Source organism: Pseudomonas marincola (assembly GCF_900682675.2).
In the GTDB taxonomy this organism is placed as follows: domain Bacteria; phylum Pseudomonadota; class Gammaproteobacteria; order Pseudomonadales; family Pseudomonadaceae; genus Aquipseudomonas; species Aquipseudomonas marincola.
Genome location: NZ_LR215729.2, coordinates 2,048,621 through 2,070,361, shown reverse-complemented (window position 1 = coordinate 2,070,361; position 21,741 = coordinate 2,048,621). Strand labels below are relative to the sequence as shown.

The window sequence follows — 21,741 nt, the reverse complement described above, 5'->3', positions numbered from 1 at the left end:
TTGGCTAATCCGCTGACGATTGGCTACATTTCGGGTGCGCTGCGAGAATGGCTATTAGCCACCAAATCAAATACCACACCGGAACCATAACCGGCACTTGGGGAGCAGCTCAGTTGCAAGGGATGCACACACAAAACCCGCATACACGAGACGCCCGCCCCGAGTTCTGGGCGCTTTGCATACGTTGCTGCCAGCTGGCCGGCAGTGTGGACGTGGCCTTCTTCTTTATTTTTCTGGCGCTGGGCTCGCCCATTCTGGCCTGGGTAAACGTCATCAGCGTGGCGATGTATGTCTACGCTTATCGCGCCTTCAAGCAACGCCGCAATCGCCTGGCGATCATGTTGATTCGCACCGAGGTGCTGGTTCATGCCTGCCTGGGCACTTTGCTGGTCGGCTGGGAAAGCGGCTTTCACTACTACTTGCTGATGTTCATTCCAGCGCTGTTCGTGTCGATGCGTGCACGTAGCGCCTGGATACTTGCAGCCTGCCTGTGGGCTTATTACGTCGCGCTGGACGTAATCATGTGGTACGTCGAGCCGCTGCAACCGATTTCCACCAACGCTCTGCTTGGCGTGCATGTATTCAACCTCACTGTAGTGTTCTTGATGTTCAGCTATCTGGCGCTGTTTTACGTCATTACGGTGACCAACGCGCACAAGAATCTGGCGCGGATGGCGACGACTGACTCTCTGACGGGCCTGCTCAATCGCCGGCATGTTATTGCCCTGACCGAGAAAGAGCTGGCGCGCCAGCATCGCCGGCCGAGCAATCTGACATTGATGCTGATGGATATCGATCACTTCAAGCAGGTCAACGATCAGCACGGGCACGACATGGGTGACCGCGTACTTGCAGCCGTCAGTGAGCGACTCAAATGCACGATTCGTGAGCAGGATTTCATTGGCCGCTGGGGCGGTGAGGAATTTCTAGTGGTGATGCCGGAAACCGATCTGGCCCAGGCAAACGCCAGCGCTGAGCGAATACGCCAGGCAATTCAGGAGCTGGTGATTGACAGTGATCAGCTGCAGGTGCGCGTGACACTCTCGATCGGCATCACTCAGTACCAGCCGGAGGAGATGCTCAGCGACGCCATAGCCCGCGCTGACCATGCCCTTTACGCGAGCAAGTCAGCCGGGCGTAATCGCGTCGATACGACGCTCGCCTGATTGGGCTGAATTACAAGCCGCGCTGCCACTCTTTGCGCAGATGCGCTTGCTGCGGTCGTTCGATGGCCTCACGAACCTGAGCCAGAAGGCGCTGCTTGTCGGCGCCTAAGTTGCCTTTCAGCACCAGGTAGTTCGAGGCATGGTCGCTGCGAAATACCGTATTGTTAAGCTCCAGCCCTTGCAGCAAGCGTTCGATTTCAACAAACAATTGCGCTTGATCCAATTGCTTGAAGTCTTCAAAGCCAAGACGCAGACGCGCATCGCCCTGCGGGAAGCTGACCACCAAGGTCGAAAGAAACTCGGGTTGAGCGGCGTTCATCAAACGTGCTGAATTGTCCGCGTGCTGCTCGCTGAGCACACTGCCGCCCAAACCGTTGAGGATCATCACCGAACGGGTGATGCCCGCCTCGCCCAGCTTCTCAAGCGCACTCAGGCTCGACTCGTACGTCTCGCCCTTGTTGATGCGCGCCAGCACTTCATCGTCGCCAGACTCACAGCCGATATACGCCATGCCCAATCCGGCATCCGCCAATTCCTTGAGTTCGCTCACCGACTTCTTGCGCAGGTTGCGCGGCAGGCAATAACTCGACACCCGATTGACCTCGGGCATGTTTTCGCGAATGGCGTTAAGGATATTCAGCAATCGGCGCGTCGGCAGTACCAACGCATCGCCGTCCGCAAGAAATACGCGCTGCACGATCAGTTGCTCGCCAGACTTGCGGATTTCGTCGAGAACTTGTGCCTCATCGCGGGCACGAAACTTCTTCTGCGGCTGCGTGTACATTTCGCAGAAGGTGCAGTTGTTCCAGGAGCAGCCATTGGTGACCGGCAAGATCAGCGAGTGCGCCTCACTGGGTGGGCGAAATACCGGTTCGATGTAGGAAATCGGGAATTCAGACATAAGCAATCCGATGGCCGTAGCGGTGATATTCAAGCTGCGCCCGGCAGTTGAATGGCCGGGCCAGCGGCTCAGTCGCGCAGGGCTGCGCGACTTGATTGCGACAGTTCAGGTCTGCGGTCAGGCCGGGCCGCTGTCGCCGTCACGCTTGCGCTTGTTGCCCATGCGCACGCCGATGTCCATCAGGAACTGGAAGAAGCCTTCCTGATCTTCCAGCACGTTGCTCCAGAATGGCGAGTGGTACAGCGCAACAGCGCCGTGTACCAGTGCCCAGGCAGCACAGTAATGGAAGTATGGCGGCACGTCTTCCAGCTTGCCTTCAGCGATACGGCCCTTGATCAGCAGCGTTAAGCGCTCGAAGTTGGACGCACGAATCTTGTGCAGTTGTTCGACCATTTCCGGGACCTGATTGCCCTTCACCACCTTCTCTTCGAGGCGGTCGAACAAACGGTAGCGCTGCGGATCGCGCATGCGGAATTCGAAATAGGCACGTGACAATGCCTCTTTGTCGCGGTCAACATCAGCCGAATGCAGCAACTCATTCAAATCACGCTCGTAGTCGAGCATCAGGCGCAGATAGATCTCCGCCTTGGATTTGAAGTGTTTGTAAATCGTGCCTTTACCGATACCAACAGCGTCGGCGATCATTTCGACAGTTACACTGTCTTCGCCTTGCTCAAGGAACAGCTTCAGCGAGGTATCGAGTATCTCTTGCTCACGGCGGCGAAACTCGCGGACCTTACGGGGTTCTTTCTGCATAAAAGGACTAAGTGGTCAAAAATCGAAGCCGGCTATTATGCCTAACTAACGCAAAAATGCACGGATCATCCGACCATGTACGCACTTCATGACGAATTTTCGCAACTTCTTGACCTTCGCTACCTCAATCACGCGGCTGTTGCACCCTGGCCAAAACGCGCTGTAAGCGCCGTTGCACGCTTCGCCGAGGAGAATGCGCAACGCGGCGCACGTGATTATCCAAGCTGGATACAGGTAGAAGATAAACTGCGCCAGCGCCTGAGCCGGTTGCTCAATGCGCCATCGACCGACGACATCGCATTGGTAAAGAACACCTCCGAGGCGTTGTCTTTTGTCGCTTTCGGTCTCGACTGGAAGGCCGGCGACCAGATCATCATCAGCGATGAAGAATTCCCCTCCAATCGCATCGTCTGGGAAGCACTGCGACCGCAAGGCGTCGAAATCATTCAGGTCAACCTGCAACAGGGTGACCCTGAAACCAACCTGCTGGAGGCTTGCGGGCCGCGCACCCGCCTGATGTCGGTGAGTGCCGTGCAGTTTGCCAGCGGTTTGCGTCTGGATCTGCCACGCCTGGGCCAGGGCTGCAAAGAGCGCGGCGTGCTGTTCTGCGTAGACGCGATTCAACAGATCGGCGCCCTGCCCTTTGATGTGCAGGCCTGCCAATGCGCCTTCGCCATGGCCGACGGCCACAAGTGGATGCTCGGCCCTGAAGGGCTCGGGGTGTTTTATTGCCGCAGTGATTTGCGCGACCAGCTCACGCTCCACGAGTTTGGCTGGCACATGCTCGAACACATGGGTGATTACCAGCGTACCGAATGGCAACCCGCTAACAGCGCACGGCGCTTTGAATGCGGCAGCCCGAACATGCTAGGCACAATGGCGCTGGAAGCCAGTTTGTCGCTACTTGAAGAGGTGACGATGGCTGAGGTCGGCAACGCCCTTGAGCAGCGCGTACAGTGGCTTATCGACGGACTGGGCGAGATACCTGGCGTGCAGCTGCACAGCGCGCTAGCGCCTGAACGACGCGCCGGGATCATCAACTTCACCGTTGATGGGCACGACAATCATGCCCTGCACAAGCAGCTCATGGCCGAGCAAGTGGTGTGTATCCCGCGTGGTAAAGGCATTCGCTTCTCCCCGCACTTCTACACCGAACCAAAAGTTATCGAGGACACTTTGAGGATTTTGCGCAAGCTGAGCGGAATATGAGAACTCAAGCGCTGCACCGGTATTCCAAATCCGTTTAAAAACCGAGGTTATTGGGCTGGAAGATTGCCCAACATAGCCAATACTGATGAGTACTGACGGCGCATCTCCCCCCAAGTGTGCTGTCAGCCAAGGTGCCGTGGACCGCGCATCTTGATTTACTCCTAATGGTCTTAACCCGGATTCATCCCCCAGAACCCGGGTTTTTTTTGCCTGCGATTCAGCCTTGCAGGTTGACCCGGGCCAGCGGGAACAGGCGCTTGAAGTTCGCGCCCGTCTGCTCGGCCAGCGTCTCGTAGCTAACGCCGCGCAACACGGCCAGATACTCGGCTACATCACGCACGTATTCCGGCAGGTTGGGTTTGCCGCGATGCGGTACAGGCGCCAGATACGGTGAGTCGGTCTCGACCAACAAGCGATCGGCCGGCACCTGACGGGCCACTTCACGCAGCGCCTCGGCATTGCGGAAGGTGACAATGCCCGACAACGAGATATAGAAGCCCAGATCCAGCGCGGCCTTGGCCATGTCCCAGTCTTCGGTGAAGCAATGCAGCACGCCGGCTTGCGGCAAGGCCGCTTCACGCAACAGCGTCAGGGTATCGGCACGCGCACCGCGGGTATGCACGATCACCGGCTTGCCCGTGGTTTGCGCCGCCTGCAGGTGCAAACGGAAAGAGGCCTGCTGCAACTCGGCGGCTTCCGGCTCGTAGTGATAATCGAGGCCGGTTTCGCCAATCGCGACCACATTGGGATGCTCAAGCTCACTCAGCAGCCAGTCCATCGCCGGCGCTGCACCCGGCTCGAGGTCAAGCGGATGCACGCCTACCGAGCAATCGACGTCGCTGTAGCGCTCGGCCATCTGCTTGACCGCGCCGGCGTTTTCCGCGCTGACGCCAATGCACAAGAAGTGGCCGACGCCACGTGCACGCGCGGCATCCAGAGCGGCGTCCAGCGAGCCGTTGTGGGCGCCAAGGTCCAGGCGGTCGAGGTGGCAGTGCGAGTCAATCAACATAACAATTCTTAATCTTCAACAATTGGGTCAATGCAAAAGGCCGCAATCAATGCGGCCTGCGGTGGAGCGTAACGCTATCGGTCAAGGTTACATGGTGTGCGTTGGGCGGTCCGATTTCAATGCACCAGCCAGATAGGTTTCTATCTTGTTCCGGGCGTTGTCGTCGCCGTCATTGAACTGCACACCTACGCCTGCGGCGCGATTACCTTGTGCGCCCTTGGGCGTGATCCATACCACTTTGCCGGCGACCGGGATTTTTTCCGGCTCGTCCATGAGGTTGAGCAACATAAACACTTCATCGCCAAGGCGGTAAGTCTTGTTGGTGGGGATAAACAACCCACCATTTTTGATGAACGGCATGTAAGCGGCATAGAGCACGGATTTGTCTTTGATGGTCAGTGACAAGATTCCGTTACGCGGACCCAGATTAGGTGGCAAGCTCATGCTGCATTCCTGATTTGCGATGTCTTAGTGGCCGATTCTAGCGCGGTACTGCCAAGCTTGCCCACTGCACAAGCAGCGCTTCGAGAAGCAAGGCACGGTTAAGGTTGGCTTTACTCATGACTTTTTGCCGTTGTTCGAGCAACCAGTCCTGAATATTCAGAATCCTCGACTGTGGCGTCTTGCCAGCCAGATACTGCACGACAGCGCGCATATCCTGCTGACCCAAGCCTTCTTCATCCTGAGTCATCTGGTAACGCAAAATCAACTGTGCCCAGTCACAAAACCAGTCAAAAAGCAGCGTTAATGCCACAGGGTTCAAGGTTTCAGTCAATTGACTCGGGGCAACTTGCTGTTTGAGCAGCTTTTTCACCCCCTCAACGACTAGCTCACGTTGCGCCGGCACACCCGCGGCGTGCATGTTTACCGCCAATAATGGTGAGCCAGCCGCCAGATACAGCAGTTGCTGACGCTGCTCAGCTGATGACTCGGGCAACGCTTTAGCCAGCCAACCGAGGCTCATGGCTTCGCTGGGCAGCGGACAGGCCTGCTGCACACAGCGACTTTTGATGGTTGGCAACAAGCGACTCGGCTGATGGCTGATCAGCAGAATCACGGTATCGCCCGAAGGCTCTTCGAGACTCTTCAGCAGCGCATTGGCCGCGTTCAGGTTCATTGCCTCACCCGGCTCGACCAGCACCACCTTGCGTCCGGCCAGCTGCGCGGTTTGCACCACAAAACTGACCAGATCGCGAACCTGATCGACCTTGATCGGTTTGTCGGCCTCTTCCGGCTCCAGCACGTAATTATCCGGATGCGTGCCAGCGGCCAGCAAATGACACGACTTGCAATCGCCGCAGGCCTCAAGCCCTTGCCGGTTCTGACACAACAAGCTGTGCATCAGACGCTCCGCCAGCGCGCGCTTACCGATGCCGGCAGGGCCATGCAGCAGATAGGCGTGAGCGTGTTGCGCGCGGCCCGCCAGTTGCCTCCAGAGGTCGTCCTGCCACGGATAGGCTTCAGCCACGGCACAACTCCACAATCTGCGGCAGCAATGCGTCAATGGATGCCTGGACTTCTGCGAGACTTTGCGCGGCGTTGACAATCCGATAGCGCTCGGGCGCCTGCGCAGCATGGCGCAGGTACGTCTGGCGAACGGCATTGAAGAAGTCATGGCCTTCTTGCTCGAAGCGATCCAGACGGCCGCGCTCGGCAGCACGCGCCAGACCGACCTCGATTGGCAAATCGAAAACCAGAGTCAGATCCGGACGCAAATCGCCCTGTACGAAACTCTCCAGCACGCCAATGCGCGCCTCGGACAGACCGCGACCACCGCCTTGATAGGCGTATGTCGCATCGGTAAAGCGATCACACAACACCACTGCGCCGCGTTTAAGCGCGGGGCGGATCACCTGCGCAAGATGCTGGGCACGCGCGGCAAACACCAATAACAGTTCGGTGTCGGCGGCCATGGCCTCGTCGGTAGGTGACAGGAGGATTTCGCGGATCTTCTCGGCCAAAGGCGTGCCGCCCGGCTCGCGGGTCATCACGACGTCGATAGAATGTTCGCGCAAGCGCTCAGCCAGGTATTCCCGATTGGTGCTCTTGCCTGCGCCTTCCGGGCCTTCAAGGGTGATAAACAAACCGCTCACTGGCTGTCCTTTTGTGGTTCTGGCTCACTCGGTGCTGGGCTGGACCGGTAATCGGCCCGACGCTTGAGTTGATACTCGCGCACCGCTTTATTGTGGGCATTCAAAGAGTTGGAGAATACATGGCTGCCGTCGCCGCGTGCGACAAAGTACAGGCTTTTGCCTTCCGCCGGATGCAGGGCGGCGTGAATCGCTTCACGGCCAACCAAGGCAATCGGCGTCGGCGGCATGCCATCTATCTGGTAAGTATTGTACGGCGTCGGCTCGCGCAGATCGGCGCGGGTGATGCGGCCTTTGTAGCGCTCTCCCATGCCGTAGATCACCGTCGGGTCGGTTTGCAGGCGCATGCCAATGGCCAGACGGCGGATGAAAACCCCGGCGATCTGTTCACGCTCGTGCGGAACACCGGTTTCCTTCTCGATCATCGAGGCCATGATCAACGCCTCGTAAGGCGTCTTGTACGGCAGATCAGCGGCGCGTTGCTGCCACTCTTCATCAAGCACTTTCTGCAGACGCGTATGCGCTTGTTTGAGCAATTCGAAATCGCTCATGCCGCGCACAAACTGATAAGTATCGGGGAAGAAGCGCCCTTCCGGATTGACGCCGGGCTCACCCAAACGCTCCATCAACTCGGCGTCGCTGAGCTCGCCCAGTGTCGCCTTGAGTTCGGTTTGTTTGGCGAACGCGCTGCGCACCTGACGGAAGTTCCAGCCTTCTACCAGCGTCAGGCTGTATTGCACCACCTCGCCATCACGCCACAACTGCAGCATGTCGCGCACCGTCATTCCCGGTTGCAAGCGATACTCACCGGAATGCAGCGACTCGTCTTTAAGGTTGAAGCGCCAGTAAAGCCGCAACCAAAAGGCCTTGTCGAGCACGCCTTCAGCCTCAAGCTGATTGAGCATACCGCCAGGCGTAGACCCTTTGGGCACATCCACCAAGCGTTCGGCTGGCAGCGCCAGAGGTTGTTGCAACGCGCTGTGCTGCTGCCATGCGGCGAAGGCCACGAGCAAGCCAGCCACTAACACGGCGCATTCAAGCAACAGCAGAAATTTTCGTATCACGAATCAGTTGTCCAATAAATCACAGGCAATGGACTGTAGTTTACGGGTGAGCGGCCCCACGGGCCAGCTATGCTCGGCAATACGCGTGACGGGCCACACGCCATACAGGCTATTGCACAGAAAAACCTCATCGGTGCCGAGCAATTCCAGGCGGGGAATGTCGCGCACGAAGCAGTCGATACCCAACGCCTCTGCCTGCGCCAACAACTCACTGCGCATAACCCCGGCAACCCCGCAGCGGCTCAGGTCTGGCGTATGCAATTGGCCTTTTTGAATCAATATGAGGTTGCTGTAAACGCCCTCAATCAAGCGCCCGGAATAATCCAGCATCAAGCCTTCAGCATAGGCCGGGTCTTGCCACTCGCTGCGCGCCAAGACCTGCTCAAGGCGATTGAGGTGTTTCATGCCCGCCAACAACGGCTGCTCGGCCAGTCGTGTCTGGCACGCGAACAGGCTTACGCCATGCTGCGCATTAGCGGCTGGATAGTTTGGTCGTGGTGAACCCGTTAAAACCCTGCGCGGGGCGCACGGCTCAGGTAACGCATATCCGCGCATGCCCTGGCCGCGGGTGAGAATCAGCTTGGCGACGCCATCACCCAGCAACGCGCTGAACGCGAGTATTTCACTGCGCACGATGAAGGCATCAAAAGGGATCAGTAAGCGCTCGCAACTCAGCGCCAGACGCGACATGTGTCGCTCTAAAAGAGAAGGCTTGCCATGAGATACGGAGATGGTCTCGAACAGACCATCTCCGTAAGCCAGACCACGATCACTTGCAGGCAGTGAATCCGCCGCAACACCGTCGATCCAGCTGAACATCAACCGTTAAACCGACGGAATACCAGGGAACCGTTGGTGCCACCAAACCCGAACGAGTTGGACAGAACGGCATCAATCGCCATTGGCTTGGCGTGATGCGGCACCAGATCCAGATCGCAGCCTTCATCAGGCTGATCGAGGTTTATGGTCGGCGGTGCAACCTGATCTTGCAGTGCCAGAACGCTGAAGATCGCCTCGACCGCTCCCGCCGCACCCAGCAGGTGACCGGTCATGGACTTGGTCGAGCTGACCGACAGATTGTAGGCGTGCTCACCGAATACTGACTTGATCGCAGCAATCTCGGCCTTGTCGCCAGCATTGGTCGACGTGCCGTGGGCATTGATGTACTGCACCTGATCCGGGTTCAAACCCGCATCACGCAGCGCATTGGTCATGCAGCGGGCAGCACCGGCGCCATCTTCGGGTGGCGAGGTCATGTGGAACGCATCGCCGCTCATGCCAAAACCTGTGAGTTCGGCATAAATGGTCGCGCCACGCGCCTTGGCATGTTCAAGCTCTTCGAGAACCATGGTGCCAGCGCCGTCAGACAAGACGAAGCCATCACGATCAACATCCCACGGACGACTGGCCCGCGCCGGGTCATCGTTGCGTGTAGACAACGCACGGGCGGCAGCGAAACCGCCAATACCCAGGCCGCAGGCGGCCATCTCGGCGCCACCGGCAACCATCGCGTCGGCTTCACCGTAAGCAATGTTGCGCGCCGCCATACCGATGCAGTGCGTGCCGGTAGTGCAGGCGGTAGCAATGGCGTAGTTCGGGCCTTGCAGACCCAGGTGAATCGACAGGAAACCGGAAATCATGTTGATGATCGAACCCGGAACAAAGAACGGCGAAATGCGCCGTGGGCCCTGCTCGATCAACGCTTTGCAGCTGTTTTCAATATTGGTCAAACCGCCAATACCCGAACCCAGCGCAACACCGATACGCTCGCGATTGGCGTCGGTGACTTCCAGCCCGGAGTTGGTCATCGCCTGAAAACTGGCGGCCATACCGTACTGGATAAACAAGTCGAGCTTGCGCGCCTCTTTTGCGGAGAGGTACTGCTCAACATCAAAATTCTTTACCGAACCACCAAAACGGGTGGAATAGGCAGAAAGGTCCATATGCTCGATCGAGCCTATGCCACTGCGCCCGGCCAAAATGCCCTGCCAGCTGCTCGGCACATCGTTACCCAGCGGTGAGACCATGCCCATACCGGTAACCACGACGCGTCTACGCGACACAGCAATCTCCTTTTAATTCTGATTACAACGCAAGGATTGCGTAAAGCCAGTTAACAACAGACATAACGCCCGAAAACCGCAGCGCTGCGTAACCTGACGATGAATTACAGCCTGATAAAGAAAAGCCGCACAGCCCTAAGACAGTGCGGCTTATCCATGTCAGGAACTGACGATCTACTTACGATGCGTGAGCAGTAACGTAGTCGATAGCTTCCTGAACGCTAGTGATCTTCTCAGCTTGCTCGTCCGGGATTTCGGTCTCGAACTCTTCTTCGAGGGCCATTACCAGCTCAACGGTGTCAAGAGAGTCAGCACCCAGGTCTTCGACGAAGGAAGCGCTGTTGGTTACTTCCTCTTCTTTTACGCCAAGCTGCTCGGCAACGATTTTCTTGACGCGTTCTTCGATGGTGCTCATACCGTGTTTTCACTCCTATTGGATAAATCTAGGCAGCTGTTTTAATTAAGACAGCTAAGTGTATAGAAAGGTTTTTTAGCATTTCAAGCTAAACGCTCAAACGCCCCAAAATCACATCAAATGCCCATCTATAAACCTGTTGCAGCTTTATAACGGATTTTAGATAGCAGCTATGACAGTTTTTTTAAGGCAATCGTCACATTTAGCTCATATACATACCGCCATTCACAGGAATAGTAGCCCCTGTGACATAAGCTGCGCCATCAGAAGCGAGGAATCCGACCACTTTCGCGATCTCTTCAGCCTGCCCCAAACGACCCAGCGGAATCTGTGTCAGCAATGCTTCACGCTGTGCTTCCGGCAATTCACGGGTCATATCGGTGTCGATAAAGCCCGGTGCCACTGCGTTTACTGTGATCGAGCGCGAACCCACTTCACGGGCCAGTGCACGACCAAAGCCCTCAAGACCAGCCTTGGCAGCAGCATAGTTTACCTGACCGCCGTTGCCCATCGAGCCTACAACCGAGCCGATGTTGATGATACGACCAAAACGCGCCTTAGTCATACCACGCAATACACCTTTGCTCAGGCGATAGAGGCTGTTGAGGTTGGTATCAATGACGTCAAACCACTCGTCATCTTTCATCCGCATCATCAAATTGTCGCGCGTAATGCCGGCATTATTGACCAGAATCAGCGGCTGACCGAATTGTTGCGAGATATTGGCAAGTACCGTGGCAACCGACTCGTCGTTGCTCACGTCCAGCTCCATGCCAGCGCCTTCGACGCCATTGGCCTTGAGCGTTTCGCTGATGCGCTCAGCGCCTGCAGCCGATGTTGCAGTACCAATAACAGTCGCGCCCTGACGACCCAGTTCCAGCGCGATGGCCTGACCGATACCCCGACTCGCACCTGTTACCAGGGCAACTTTACCTTGCAAGCTCATATCACTCTCCTCAATCAGGCCAAGGCCGCGCGCGTGGCGGCAAAGGCTTCTGGGGTCTCCAGATTGTGGGTATTGACGCCTTTGACGCAGCGTTTGTTCAATCCGGACAAAACTTTTCCAGGGCCGCACTCAACCAAGTCGGTTACGCCCTGATCCGCCAGGCACACCATGGATTCAACCCAGCGAACCGGGCTGTACAGCTGTGCCAGCAAATCGTTCTTCAAAACATCCAGGTCGGCGACCACAGCAGCACTAACGTTCTGCACCAGTGCGATCTTCGGCGCCTGCCAGTTGATCGCCTGCACGGCTTCGGCAAAACGCTCAGCAGCCGGGCGCATCAACTCGCAATGCGAAGGCACGCTGACTGGCAACGCCATGGCGCGCTTGGCGCCACGCGCCTTACACGCCTCGATCGCGCGGGCAACGGCCGCGGCACTGCCGGCGATAACCACCTGGCCAGGCGCGTTGAAGTTTACTGCGCTAACTACTTCACCCTGCGCCGCTTCAGCGCAAGCTGCCAGCACGTCCGCGTCTTCCAGACCCAGAATCGCCGCCATTCCGCCCTGGCCAGCAGGAACAGCCTGCTGCATCAGCTGACCGCGATGCTCGACCAACTTGACCGCATCAGCCAATTCCAGGCTGCCAGCGGCGACCAGCGCCGAGTATTCGCCAAGGCTGTGGCCCGCAACGAAAGCCGGGGTTGCGCCGCCTTCAGCCAGCCACAAACGCCACAGCGCAACGGATGCCGTGAGGATTGCCGGTTGGGTTTTATCAGTTTGATTGAGTTGCTCTTCCGGGCCCTGCTGAGTCAATGCCCAGAGGTCGTAACCCAGCGCCGCGGAGGCCTCGGCGAACGTATCGAGTACCAGCGGCTGCTGGGCACCCTGCTCTGCCAGCATGGTCAGAGATTGCGAACCCTGACCTGGGAAAACGAATGCAAGGGATGCAGTCATGTTAACGAGCCCCAAATAATCTTATTGGTAAAAAAGCGTGACCTGAATGGATCAGAGCACAGAAAACTCTCAGTTGGATGACAACCTAGCGCCTGCGGTCACATCTCAGAGCAATAGATCTTCGAGCTTACCACTCAAACGCTGTGGTAAATCCTCTTCGATCTCCTTTAAAGCTCGGCGAATTGCGGATTTGAAGCCGGCGCGACCGGCAGAACCATGACTCTTTACCACGATACCCTGCAAGCCCAGCAGGCTCGCACCATTGTATTGCGCAGGCGCCAACTCATTCTTCACCCTCGCCAGCAGCGGCAGCGCGACCAAGCCGACCAGACGCCCCGCCCAGTGACGCTTGAAAATAGCCTCAATGCGCAGGGCAATCATTTTGGCCAGCCCTTCGCTTGATTTGAGCACGATGTTGCCGACAAAACCGTCGCACACCACAACATCTGCCTCGCCGCGATACAGGCCGTCACCCTCTATGAAACCGGTGTAGTTGACGCTGCCGGCCTCTTGCAGCAACTGCGCGGCCAGTTTGACCTGCTGATTACCCTTGATCATCTCGGTGCCGACATTCAGCAGCGCAACCCTTGGCGCAGGCGTACCGAGGACCTCGGCGGCCACCGAACCCATTACCGCAAACTGATAGAGCTGCTCGGGGCTGCAATCGACATTGGCGCCCAGATCGAGCAAATGGCAGAAACCGTTATTCGTCGGAATCGCGCTGACAATGGCCGGACGGTCGATACCCGGCAGGGTTTTCAGAACAAACCGCGACAGCGCCATCAACGCGCCGGTATTGCCGGCACTGACGCAGGCATTCGCCCGGCCCTGCTGCACCATATCCAGCGCCACACGCATGGATGAGTCGGTCTTTCTGCGCAAGACCTGAGCAGGCGCATCGTCCATGGCAATCACTTCGCTGGCATGCTGAACATGCAGACGCGCGCGATCAACACCTGGGCGTTGGGCGATCAGTTCTTCAATAAGGGAGGCTTGGCCGACAAGGACCAGATGTAACGAGGGGATTTCTTCCAGACAGTCGAGACTGGCTGGAACAATGCAGCGAGGACCGAAGTCCCCGCCCATTGCATCAATCGCGATGATTGAGGCGGACAAGTTATTACTCGTCAGCGCCCTTATCAATCACTTTGCGGCCCTTGTATACGCCTTCTGGCGATACGTGGTGACGCAGGTGAACTTCACCAGTGCTCTTCTCAACGGACAGAGCGTTACCAGTGAGGGCGTCGTGCGAACGGCGCATGTCACGGGCGGAACGGGATTTTTTGTTCTGCTGAACAGCCATACTAATAAACTCCTAAACGTTTGGGTCACGCTTTAACTGTGCCAATACACTGAACGGGTTGGACCGCGTTACCTCGTCCTCGCTCGACTCAGGCTCTATATGTCCGGCCGGCTGCTGGCAATCTTTCGGATCATGCATCGGCACGATCGGCAAGGCGAGCAAAAGCTCCTCCTCAACCAGTGCCAACAGATCCAATGGGTCTTCACCCAATTCAAGCACGTCATAGCCTTGCGGCACAGACTGGGTATTTGCGCCCTCCTTCACCACAGCGTAATCACACTCACTGTAGATCGGAAGAGTTACCTGCTCCAGACAACGCTGGCAAACCATTTTGACGTCAACCTCGAGCTCGCTGTGGAAAACCACAGCGTTACGCTCGTCGCGTTCAAACATGAACTTGACGTGCACAGTGCCTTGGTTATCGGCAAGCGCGCCGCAGAGCCTTTTCAAGTCGGCAAGAGGCACCACACCGTCGAGGGTGGTAGTGCGATCTGCAAGCTTGCGCGGATCAACGTGAGGTGGAATCGGGCCATTTAACATAGGCGCCGCATTCTAGGGATGCGACCCGCCTCTGTCAAAGGAAATTCAGCCTGTGCAGCATGTTAGGCGACGATTAGAATCACATACACCCAATTTGCCGCCCGAGAGTAACGCAATGCACCCCCTGGTACTGGCCTCAAGCTCACCCTACCGCCGCCAATTACTGGCCCGTTTGTGCGTGCCGTTCGAGTGCAACTCGCCCGACATAGATGAGTCGCCGCATCCAAACGAGGACGCCACAAGCTTGGTCCGCCGCCTGTCTCTCGAAAAAGCTCAGGCCCTGCGCGACCACTATCCGCAGCACCTTATTATAGGCTCGGATCAAGTCGCTGTGCTGAACGGCCAGATACTCGGCAAACCGCACACCTTTGAGCGCGCCGCGCAACAACTGCGCGCCGCCAGCGGCAACAGCGTGAGCTTCCTTACCGGCCTGACGTTATTCAACAGCGCCAACAACACCTACCAAACCGACTGCGTACCATTTACCGTGCATTTTCGCACACTCAGCGACGCCCAGATAAAGCGTTACCTCGAAGCCGAGCAACCGTTCGATTGCGCCGGCAGCTTCAAGGCCGAAGGCCTGGGCATTAGCTTGTTTAAAAGCACCGAAGGCAGCGACGTCAACAGCCTGATCGGCTTACCCCTGATTCGCCTGGTAGACATGCTCAATAATGAAGGGATTGAGCTGCCCTGACGCAAAAGCCCTGCACAGCATGACTGCGCAGGGCTTTGTTGAAGCCGAATGCAAACCTTAGCGCAGGCTTGGACCTTCAAAACCCATCCATACCGCAAGGTTCTGAGCGACGCTGGCGCCAATCTTCTTGGCAAAGCGATCCAGCGGTGAATCCTGCACTGTGAAGTCAACCAGATTCTTCTCGCCAATCACCTCACGCGCCACGTAACTGGTGCTGCCCAGCGCATCAACCAGCCCCAACAGCAGGGCTTGCTCGCCAGACCAGACCAGACCGGAGAACAGCTCAGGGTTCTCCGCGACCTTCAGGCGATCACCACGGCCTTTCTTGACGCTATTGATGAACTGCTGATGCGTTGTATCGAGCACGCCCTGCCAGAACTTGGCTTCTTCTTCCTTCGGCGGCTGGAACGGATCCAGGAACGCTTTGTGTTCGCCCGAGGTGTAAACACGACGATCAACACCGAGCTTATCCATCAGGCCGACGAAACCGAAACTTGCCGCCGTCACACCAATCGAGCCGACCAGACTGGCTTTGTCGGCATAGATCTCATCAGCAGCACTGGCGATGTAATAAGCGCCCGAGGCGCCCAGATCACTGATCACCGCGTAGACCTTGATTTTCGGGTATTCAGCGCGCAGACGGCCGATTTCGTCATATATATAGCCAGACTGCACAGGGCTACCGCCCGGACTGTTAATACGCAGGATCACACCCTTGGTGTTTTCATCCTCAAAAGCGGCGCGCAGGCTGCTGACGATATTGTCGGCACTGGCAGCCTCTTTATCAGCAATCATGCCGTTAACATCAATAACCGCCGTATGACTGGCACTGCTGTCACCGCCCGACTTACCCAACTGCAACATGGGCGAGAACATGGCCAGCGCAACAAACAGATAGATGAAGGTCAGGGTCTTGAAGAAGATCCCCCAACGCCGGGAACGACGCTGCTCAATGACACCGGCGAGCAGTGTTTTTTCCAGCAACTTCCAACTCTTACCATCAGAATCGCCTTCAACCGGCGCTTTCCACTCATCCGACATACACACCCACCTCAATCGATTATTGATCTGCGCCCGGCCTTGCGATCCTTTCAGCCGCGACCCAGCCAGTCATGTAACTCGCAGAACTGCTCCACCGCCAACACCGGCCCGAATTCACGCAGAGTTTCCAGCGGCTGCGCACCATAACCCACAGCTACCGAGTCTACGCCAGCGTTACGCGCCATTAACAAATCGAACGACGAGTCACCGACCATCAGCGCCTCACTCGGTTTGGCCGCGCAATGCGCAAGAATCTCTTCGATCATCAGCGGATGCGGCTTGCTTGAACCCTCATCGCCGCAACGGGTGACATCGAAAAAGTTCTCCCAGCCATTACCCTGCAAAACACGCTCAAGCCCAGCACGCCCTTTGCCAGTGGCAACTGCCAACTGATAGCCCTGCGCGCGAAAACTCTCCAGCGACTCCGCCACACCTGCAAACAACGGCGAAGGCGTGGCTTCAAGCTTTAGATAATGCTCACTGTAGGCACTGCGAAAACGCTGAACATGCAGCGGGTCCGTCATGTCCGGGTATAGGGATACAGCCGCCTCAGGCAAGCTCAGGCCAATAATACCCTTGACCCGCACATCATCTCTTTGCGGCAATCCGCATTCGCGGGAGGCCTGATGGATCGAGACAACGATTCGGTCGATTGAGTCTGCCAGCGTGCCATCCCAATCAAAAATCAGCACACGGTAATCAGACACTCAAGCGCTCCACAGTTTTTGCCCACATCTCATCGACCGGCGCTTCGAGCTTAAGTTGCGTACCATCAAGCATTGGCACAACCAACTCGTACGCATGCAGAAACAAGCGCTTACCGCCAAGATCGCGAATTTCGCGGGTAAAGTCGTCATCGCCATATTTACTGTCACCGGCAATGCAATGGCCGGCAAACTGTGTGTGCACACGAATCTGGTGGGTACGCCCGGTTACAGGCTTGGCCTCGACCAGGGTTGCGAACTCGCCAAAACGGCGCAGCACACGGAAACGTGTCAGCGCTTCCTTGCCTTCATTATTGACTTCGACCATGCGCTCACCCGAACGCAAGTTGCTCTTGAGCAGCGGCGCATTGACCATTTTCTTAGATGCCGCCCAATTACCGCGCACCAACGCCATGTAACGCTTATCCACGCCATCGCCGCGCAACGCTTCATGCAGATGGCGCAGCATGCTGCGTTTTTTAGCGATCATCAGCAGGCCGGAGGTGTCACGGTCGAGACGATGCACCAGCTCCAGCTCTTTGGCGTCGGGACGCAACTGACGGAAGGCCTCGATCACCCCGTAATTCAGGCCGCTGCCGCCGTGCACGGCGATCCCGGCAGGCTTGTTCAGGACAATGAGGGCTTTGTCTTCGTAGACAATCGCCGCTTCCAGACGCTTGAGCAGCCCTTGCGCCAGCGGCTCGACCTCATCACGCTCAGGCAGGCGAAGCGGCGGCACGCGCACAATATCGCCGACCTGCAGCTTGTACTCAGGTTTGATCCGACCTTTATTCACGCGCACTTCGCCTTTGCGCAAAATGCGGTAAATCAAAGTCTTGGGAACACCCTTCAGCTGGGTGCGAAGAAAGTTGTCGATACGCTGGCCGGCAAGTTCCGGCGCAACCTCAAGCAGCTGAACGCCGGAGGTTGGAGATTGAGATGTAGTCATCGCGCAATCATAACAATTTTTATGGATTTGAAGCACTTAATCATTACTGCTATAGTCCCGACGCCGCCAAAAGCGGACTGGTTTGGGAATGATCGCTAGAACTGCCATCCCAACCAAGGCAACCCATTTTGGACGAGAGGCCGTCCGACGGGTTCTTCAGAGGTTTTAAGCCAGAACGGCTCTCGAAGAATTCGGAAATAAAGCCTAAGGAAGCCTCACTAAAAGGCAGCCAGCGACGGGAATGCAAGGCAAGAAGTTGCGCAACAGCGGTTTACCCAGCGTAAACGTGCAATAGGGCCACTTCTAATGCAGCAACAACCTGGCGCAACGCTGACTTGGAGGCATCTAAGACATCATGCGCACCCTTCCCCTTTGGAAGACTGCGATAAATGCTAACCCGCTACGGATTCTGCGAGCGGCACCCGATTTTCAGCGTTACGTGTAGGGTGGAGATGTACAACTGCAGGTCTGCGTAGCAATTAGCTTTACCAAGACGCCTTATCTCGTCCGCTACCTGCAATTGATTCCTCCTCCTTTAACAAATGCTTGTTGTTGATTCAGCGAGCAGGAGATGTCCGTCGCGACCCAGCCCTATTTGGCTGACTGTCGCTTGACAATGCAGCGGCTTATGACCGCTGCTGACGCGCCTGACACCGACCCTGAGAGTCGTGTGTGCCGAACGCCGTTTCCGAGAGCACCGGAAACCGACGGTACTACATGAAAAGAATGCTGATTAACGCAACTCAACCCGAAGAGTTGCGTGTTGCCCTAGTCGATGGCCAACGCCTATACGACCTGGACATTGAATCTGGCGCCCGTGAGCAAAAAAAGGCCAACATCTATAAAGGCCGCATCACCCGCGTCGAACCTAGCCTGGAAGCCGCTTTCGTAGATTTCGGCTCCGAGCGTCATGGTTTCCTCCCGCTAAAAGAAATCTCCCGCGAATACTTCAAGAAGGCTCCTGAAGGCCGCGTCAACATTAAAGAAGTGTTGAGCGAAGGTCAGGAAGTCATCGTTCAGGTCGAGAAAGAAGAACGCGGCAACAAGGGCGCAGCCCTGACCACGTTCATCAGTCTGGCCGGCCGTTACCTCGTGCTGATGCCGAACAACCCGCGTGCTGGTGGCATCTCGCGCCGTATTGAAGGCGAAGAGCGCAACGAACTGCGCGAAGCCCTGAATGGCCTCAACGCCCCTGCTGACATGGGCCTGATCGTGCGCACTGCGGGTCTGGGTCGTTCCAGCGAAGAAATGCAGTGGGACCTCGATTACCTGCTGCAACTGTGGAGCGCGATCAAAGAAGCCTCGCAGGATCGCCCGGCACCCTTCCTGATCTATCAGGAGAGCAACGTCATTATCCGCGCTATCCGCGATTACCTGCGCCAGGACATCGGCGAAGTACTGGTCGACAGCGTTGAAGCACAGGAAGAAGCCCTGAGCTTCATCCGTCAGGTGATGCCGCAGTACGCCAGTAAGATCAAGCTGTACGAAGACAGCGTGCCGCTGTTCAATCGCTTCCAGATCGAAAGCCAGATCGAAACCGCTTTCCAGCGTGAAGTTAAATTGCCTTCCGGCGGCTCGATCTTCATCGACCCGACAGAAGCACTGGTGTCGATCGACATCAACTCGGCGCGCGCCACCAAAGGCAGCGACATCGAAGAAACTGCTCTGCAGACCAACCTTGAAGCCGCTGAAGAGATCGCGCGCCAACTGCGCCTGCGTGACATCGGTGGCCTGATCGTGATCGACTTCATCGACATGACGCCGGCCAAAAACCAGCGCGCAGTCGAGGAGAAGGTTCGCGAAGCGCTGGAAGCTGACCGCGCCCGTGTTCAGGTTGGCCGCATTTCGCGTTTCGGCCTGCTGGAAATGTCGCGTCAGCGTCTGCGTCCGTCACTGGGTGAAACCAGCGGCATCGTTTGCCCACGTTGCAACGGCCAAGGCATCATCCGTGACGTTGAGTCGCTGTCGCTGGCCATCCTGCGCCTGATCGAAGAAGAAGCCCTGAAAGACCGTACCGCCGAAGTACGCGCTCAGGTGCCAATCCCGGTTGCCGCCTTCCTGCTGAACGAGAAACGCAACTCGATCACCAAGATCGAACTGCGCACCCGTGCACGCATCGTCATTCTGCCGAACGATCACCTCGAAACGCCGCACTTCGAAGTGCAGCGCCTGCGTGACGACAGCCTCGAAGCTCAGACGACCCAGTCGAGCTACGAGATGGCCGTGACCGAAGTTGAAGAAGAGAAGCAAGCCAGCGGTACTCGTACTCTGGTTCGCCAGGAAGCCGCCATCAAGGCTGCTCCTCCGCGCTCTGCGCCAACGCCGGCAGAAGCTCCTGCTGCAGCCCCAGCTGCTGCAACCGAGCCAAGCCTGTTCAAAGGTCTGGTGAAGTCGCTGGTGAGCCTGTTCGCCACCAAAGAAGAAGAGAAGCCTGCGGTAATCGAAGCCAAGCCTGTCGAGCGTAAGCCACGCAGCAGCGAAGAGCGTCGTAATGGCCGTCAGCAGAACCGTAATCGCGGCAACCGTCGTGATGAAGAGCGCAAGCCACGCGAAGAACGCGCACCGCGTGAAGAGCGTGCTCCACGTGAGGAGCGCCAACCGCGCGCCGCCCGTGAAGAGCGCCAGCCGCGTGACAGCGTAGAAATCCGTGAGCCGCAGGAACAGCGCCAGTCGCGTCCGCCGCGTGACGGGGGCGAAGGCCGTCGTGAGCGCAAGCCGCGTGAAGAGCGTCAGCCACGTGAACTGCGTGACCCAATCGACAGTAACGACAGCAACAACGCCGAGCAGGCGCAAAACGAACGCCCTGCACGTGAGCCGCGCCAGCCGCGTCCACCGCGCGAAGAGCGTCAGCCGCGCAAAGAAGCTGTAGCTGCCGACACTGCTGAAGAAGCCCTGCCGGATACCGATCAGCAAGCCTCTGACGAGCAAGACAGCAACGAAGGCGAGCGTCCTCGTCGCCGTTCACGCGGTCAGCGTCGTCGCAGCAACCGTCGTGAGCGTCAGCGTGATGCCAACGGCAACCTGATCGAAAACGCTGAAGAAAGCACCGAAGGCGCTGAACCAGCCAAAACCGAAAACTCTACGCTGGCAGAAACCACTGCAGCAGCAACCGGCGCCGTAGCCGCCACAGCATTGGCCGCAACTGCAGCCGCTGTTGAAGCCGCCACTGCTGAATCGGCACCTGCCGAGCAGAAGCCTGCTATTGAGCCGAAGCAGCCTAAAACTGAAGTTGCCGCACCTGCGGAAGTTGCAGCTGGCGCAGCAGAAGTTGAAGCACCTGCCAAGGCTGAGCCGACTGAAGCTGTAGAAGCTGTGGTTGAGGCAAATGCTGAAACTGCTACTGAAACAGCCCAGCCAGAAACCGTTAGCACTGCTCCGGTTGAAGCAGAAGTTGCTGCTGAAGCACAGGCACCGGTAGAGGCTGCACCTGCAGTCGAGCCTACTGCCGTGCCTGCCGCCGAGCCTAAAGCTGAAGTTGTAGCCGAGCCCATTGCTCAGCCTGCAAGCGAAGCGCCAGCAGTTGCTGAAACGACTGAAAAGTCTGAATCAGTTGAAGTGCAAGCACCTGTTGCTGAGCCGGCCGTTGAAGCAGCCAGCGAAGTAGCTGCCGAGGTTGCTGAGCAACCCGCTGCTAAAGAGCCTGCTCAACTGCCAACACTGAACGGTCGCGCACCTAACGACCCACGTGAAGTTCGCCGCCGTCGCCTTGAGGCCGAGCGCATTGCTCGTGAAGCAGAAGCTGCAAAGGCAGATGTATCTGAAACTGCTGAGGCCACTGAGCCGCAAGCAGAGCAGGACGCAGACAAGCCGCAAGCCTGATTCTGATCAGGTCGCAATAAAAAAGGGGATGCTTCGGCATCCCCTTTTGCGTTTCTGTAGGCCAATAATCACATCGACTCCTGAAATCCGCCCTGCCCCTGCGCCGCACCAGCCCGCCC

Annotated in this window: 22 protein-coding genes; 4 read left to right on the top strand and 18 right to left on the bottom strand. The window is 57.3% G+C overall.

The features are described from left to right. Nucleotides 1-122 precede the first annotated feature (122 nt). Complete coding sequence (locus tag PMYSY11_RS09710) at nucleotides 123-1,166, top strand: GGDEF domain-containing protein (protein WP_090511137.1); 1,044 nt, start codon at nucleotides 123-125, stop codon at nucleotides 1,164-1,166. A 10-nt stretch (nucleotides 1,167-1,176) separates the two neighbouring features. Here PMYSY11_RS09710 and PMYSY11_RS09705 read toward each other — a convergent pair whose 3' ends face one another. Next, entirely contained in the window at nucleotides 1,177-2,073 is an 897-nt protein-coding gene (locus PMYSY11_RS09705; RefSeq protein WP_150549695.1) for a radical SAM protein, read from the bottom strand. Between the two features lie 111 nt (nucleotides 2,074-2,184). Continuing rightward, entirely contained in the window at nucleotides 2,185-2,823 is a 639-nt protein-coding gene (locus PMYSY11_RS09700) for a TetR/AcrR family transcriptional regulator (protein WP_150549030.1), read from the bottom strand. A 75-nt stretch (nucleotides 2,824-2,898) separates the two neighbouring features. Here PMYSY11_RS09700 and PMYSY11_RS09695 point away from each other — a divergent pair, with 75 nt between their 5' ends. Then, entirely contained in the window at nucleotides 2,899-4,032 is a 1,134-nt protein-coding gene (locus PMYSY11_RS09695; protein WP_150549029.1) for an aminotransferase class V-fold PLP-dependent enzyme, read from the top strand. A gap of 217 nt (nucleotides 4,033-4,249) precedes the next feature. On the opposite strand, the gene PMYSY11_RS09690 is transcribed toward PMYSY11_RS09695, so the two are convergent. The 13 genes from PMYSY11_RS09690 to PMYSY11_RS09630 form a co-directional block, all read right to left on the bottom strand. After that, complete coding sequence (locus tag PMYSY11_RS09690) at nucleotides 4,250-5,041, bottom strand: TatD family hydrolase (protein WP_069902182.1); 792 nt, start codon at nucleotides 5,039-5,041, stop codon at nucleotides 4,250-4,252. Nucleotides 5,042-5,128: 87 nt separating this feature from the next. After that, entirely contained in the window at nucleotides 5,129-5,485 is a 357-nt protein-coding gene (locus PMYSY11_RS09685; RefSeq protein WP_069902181.1) for a PilZ domain-containing protein, read from the bottom strand. A 37-nt stretch (nucleotides 5,486-5,522) separates the two neighbouring features. Beyond that, complete coding sequence (locus tag PMYSY11_RS09680) at nucleotides 5,523-6,509, bottom strand: DNA polymerase III subunit delta' (RefSeq protein WP_150549028.1); 987 nt, start codon at nucleotides 6,507-6,509, stop codon at nucleotides 5,523-5,525. Then, entirely contained in the window at nucleotides 6,502-7,134 is a 633-nt protein-coding gene (tmk, locus tag PMYSY11_RS09675; protein ID WP_150549027.1) for a dTMP kinase, read from the bottom strand. The genes PMYSY11_RS09680 and tmk overlap by 8 nt, the downstream gene beginning before the upstream one ends. After that, entirely contained in the window at nucleotides 7,131-8,195 is a 1,065-nt protein-coding gene (mltG, locus tag PMYSY11_RS09670; protein ID WP_150549026.1) for an endolytic transglycosylase MltG, read from the bottom strand. Before mltG ends, tmk begins: the two co-directional genes overlap by 4 nt. Nucleotides 8,196-8,198: 3 nt before the next feature. Further along, nucleotides 8,199-9,014 (bottom strand): aminodeoxychorismate lyase, encoded by an 816-nt coding sequence (gene pabC / locus PMYSY11_RS09665; protein WP_150549025.1) that lies wholly within the window; start codon nucleotides 9,012-9,014, stop codon nucleotides 8,199-8,201. Beyond that, nucleotides 9,014-10,258 carry a beta-ketoacyl-ACP synthase II gene (fabF, locus tag PMYSY11_RS09660; RefSeq protein WP_069902176.1) on the bottom strand — a complete coding sequence of 415 codons (1,245 nt, stop codon included), beginning with the start codon at nucleotides 10,256-10,258 and terminating at the stop codon, nucleotides 9,014-9,016. The genes pabC and fabF overlap by 1 nt, the downstream gene beginning before the upstream one ends. 178 nt (nucleotides 10,259-10,436) lie before the next feature. Continuing rightward, nucleotides 10,437-10,673, bottom strand: a complete 237-nt coding sequence (gene acpP, locus PMYSY11_RS09655; RefSeq protein ID WP_069902175.1) for an acyl carrier protein — start codon at nucleotides 10,671-10,673, stop codon at nucleotides 10,437-10,439. A gap of 202 nt (nucleotides 10,674-10,875) precedes the next feature. After that, the gene (gene fabG, locus PMYSY11_RS09650; protein WP_069902174.1) at nucleotides 10,876-11,619 is read right to left on the bottom strand and encodes a 3-oxoacyl-ACP reductase FabG; all 744 of its coding nucleotides are present in this window, start codon (nucleotides 11,617-11,619) and stop codon (nucleotides 10,876-10,878) included. A gap of 14 nt (nucleotides 11,620-11,633) precedes the next feature. Next, nucleotides 11,634-12,572 carry an ACP S-malonyltransferase gene (gene fabD, locus PMYSY11_RS09645; RefSeq protein ID WP_069902173.1) on the bottom strand — a complete coding sequence of 313 codons (939 nt, stop codon included), beginning with the start codon at nucleotides 12,570-12,572 and terminating at the stop codon, nucleotides 11,634-11,636. A 105-nt stretch (nucleotides 12,573-12,677) separates the two neighbouring features. After that, the gene (gene plsX, locus PMYSY11_RS09640; protein ID WP_075723267.1) at nucleotides 12,678-13,688 is read right to left on the bottom strand and encodes a phosphate acyltransferase PlsX; all 1,011 of its coding nucleotides are present in this window, start codon (nucleotides 13,686-13,688) and stop codon (nucleotides 12,678-12,680) included. Nucleotides 13,689-13,692: 4 nt separating this feature from the next. After that, nucleotides 13,693-13,875, bottom strand: a complete 183-nt coding sequence (rpmF, locus tag PMYSY11_RS09635; RefSeq protein ID WP_069902171.1) for a 50S ribosomal protein L32 — start codon at nucleotides 13,873-13,875, stop codon at nucleotides 13,693-13,695. A gap of 12 nt (nucleotides 13,876-13,887) precedes the next feature. Then, entirely contained in the window at nucleotides 13,888-14,415 is a 528-nt protein-coding gene (locus PMYSY11_RS09630) for a YceD family protein (RefSeq protein WP_069902170.1), read from the bottom strand. A gap of 115 nt (nucleotides 14,416-14,530) precedes the next feature. Here PMYSY11_RS09630 and PMYSY11_RS09625 point away from each other — a divergent pair, with 115 nt between their 5' ends. Continuing rightward, nucleotides 14,531-15,109: a Maf family protein gene (locus tag PMYSY11_RS09625; RefSeq protein WP_150549024.1), complete on the top strand. Its 579-nt coding sequence runs from the start codon at nucleotides 14,531-14,533 to the stop codon at nucleotides 15,107-15,109. Nucleotides 15,110-15,166: 57 nt separating this feature from the next. On the opposite strand, the gene sppA is transcribed toward PMYSY11_RS09625, so the two are convergent. Genes sppA through rluC form a run of 3 tightly spaced genes read right to left on the bottom strand, consistent with a single transcriptional unit; the run spans nucleotide 15,167 to nucleotide 17,803 of the window. Further along, entirely contained in the window at nucleotides 15,167-16,150 is a 984-nt protein-coding gene (sppA, locus tag PMYSY11_RS09620; protein ID WP_150549023.1) for a signal peptide peptidase SppA, read from the bottom strand. A 50-nt stretch (nucleotides 16,151-16,200) separates the two neighbouring features. After that, nucleotides 16,201-16,857, bottom strand: a complete 657-nt coding sequence (locus tag PMYSY11_RS09615) for an HAD-IA family hydrolase (protein WP_069902167.1) — start codon at nucleotides 16,855-16,857, stop codon at nucleotides 16,201-16,203. After that, nucleotides 16,850-17,803 (bottom strand): 23S rRNA pseudouridine(955/2504/2580) synthase RluC, encoded by a 954-nt coding sequence (rluC, locus tag PMYSY11_RS09610; protein WP_069902166.1) that lies wholly within the window; start codon nucleotides 17,801-17,803, stop codon nucleotides 16,850-16,852. Before rluC ends, PMYSY11_RS09615 begins: the two co-directional genes overlap by 8 nt. A gap of 717 nt (nucleotides 17,804-18,520) precedes the next feature. Between rluC and rne the strand changes: the two genes are divergently transcribed. Then, nucleotides 18,521-21,622: a ribonuclease E gene (rne, locus tag PMYSY11_RS09605; protein WP_069902165.1), complete on the top strand. Its 3,102-nt coding sequence runs from the start codon at nucleotides 18,521-18,523 to the stop codon at nucleotides 21,620-21,622. Nucleotides 21,623-21,741 lie beyond the last annotated feature (119 nt).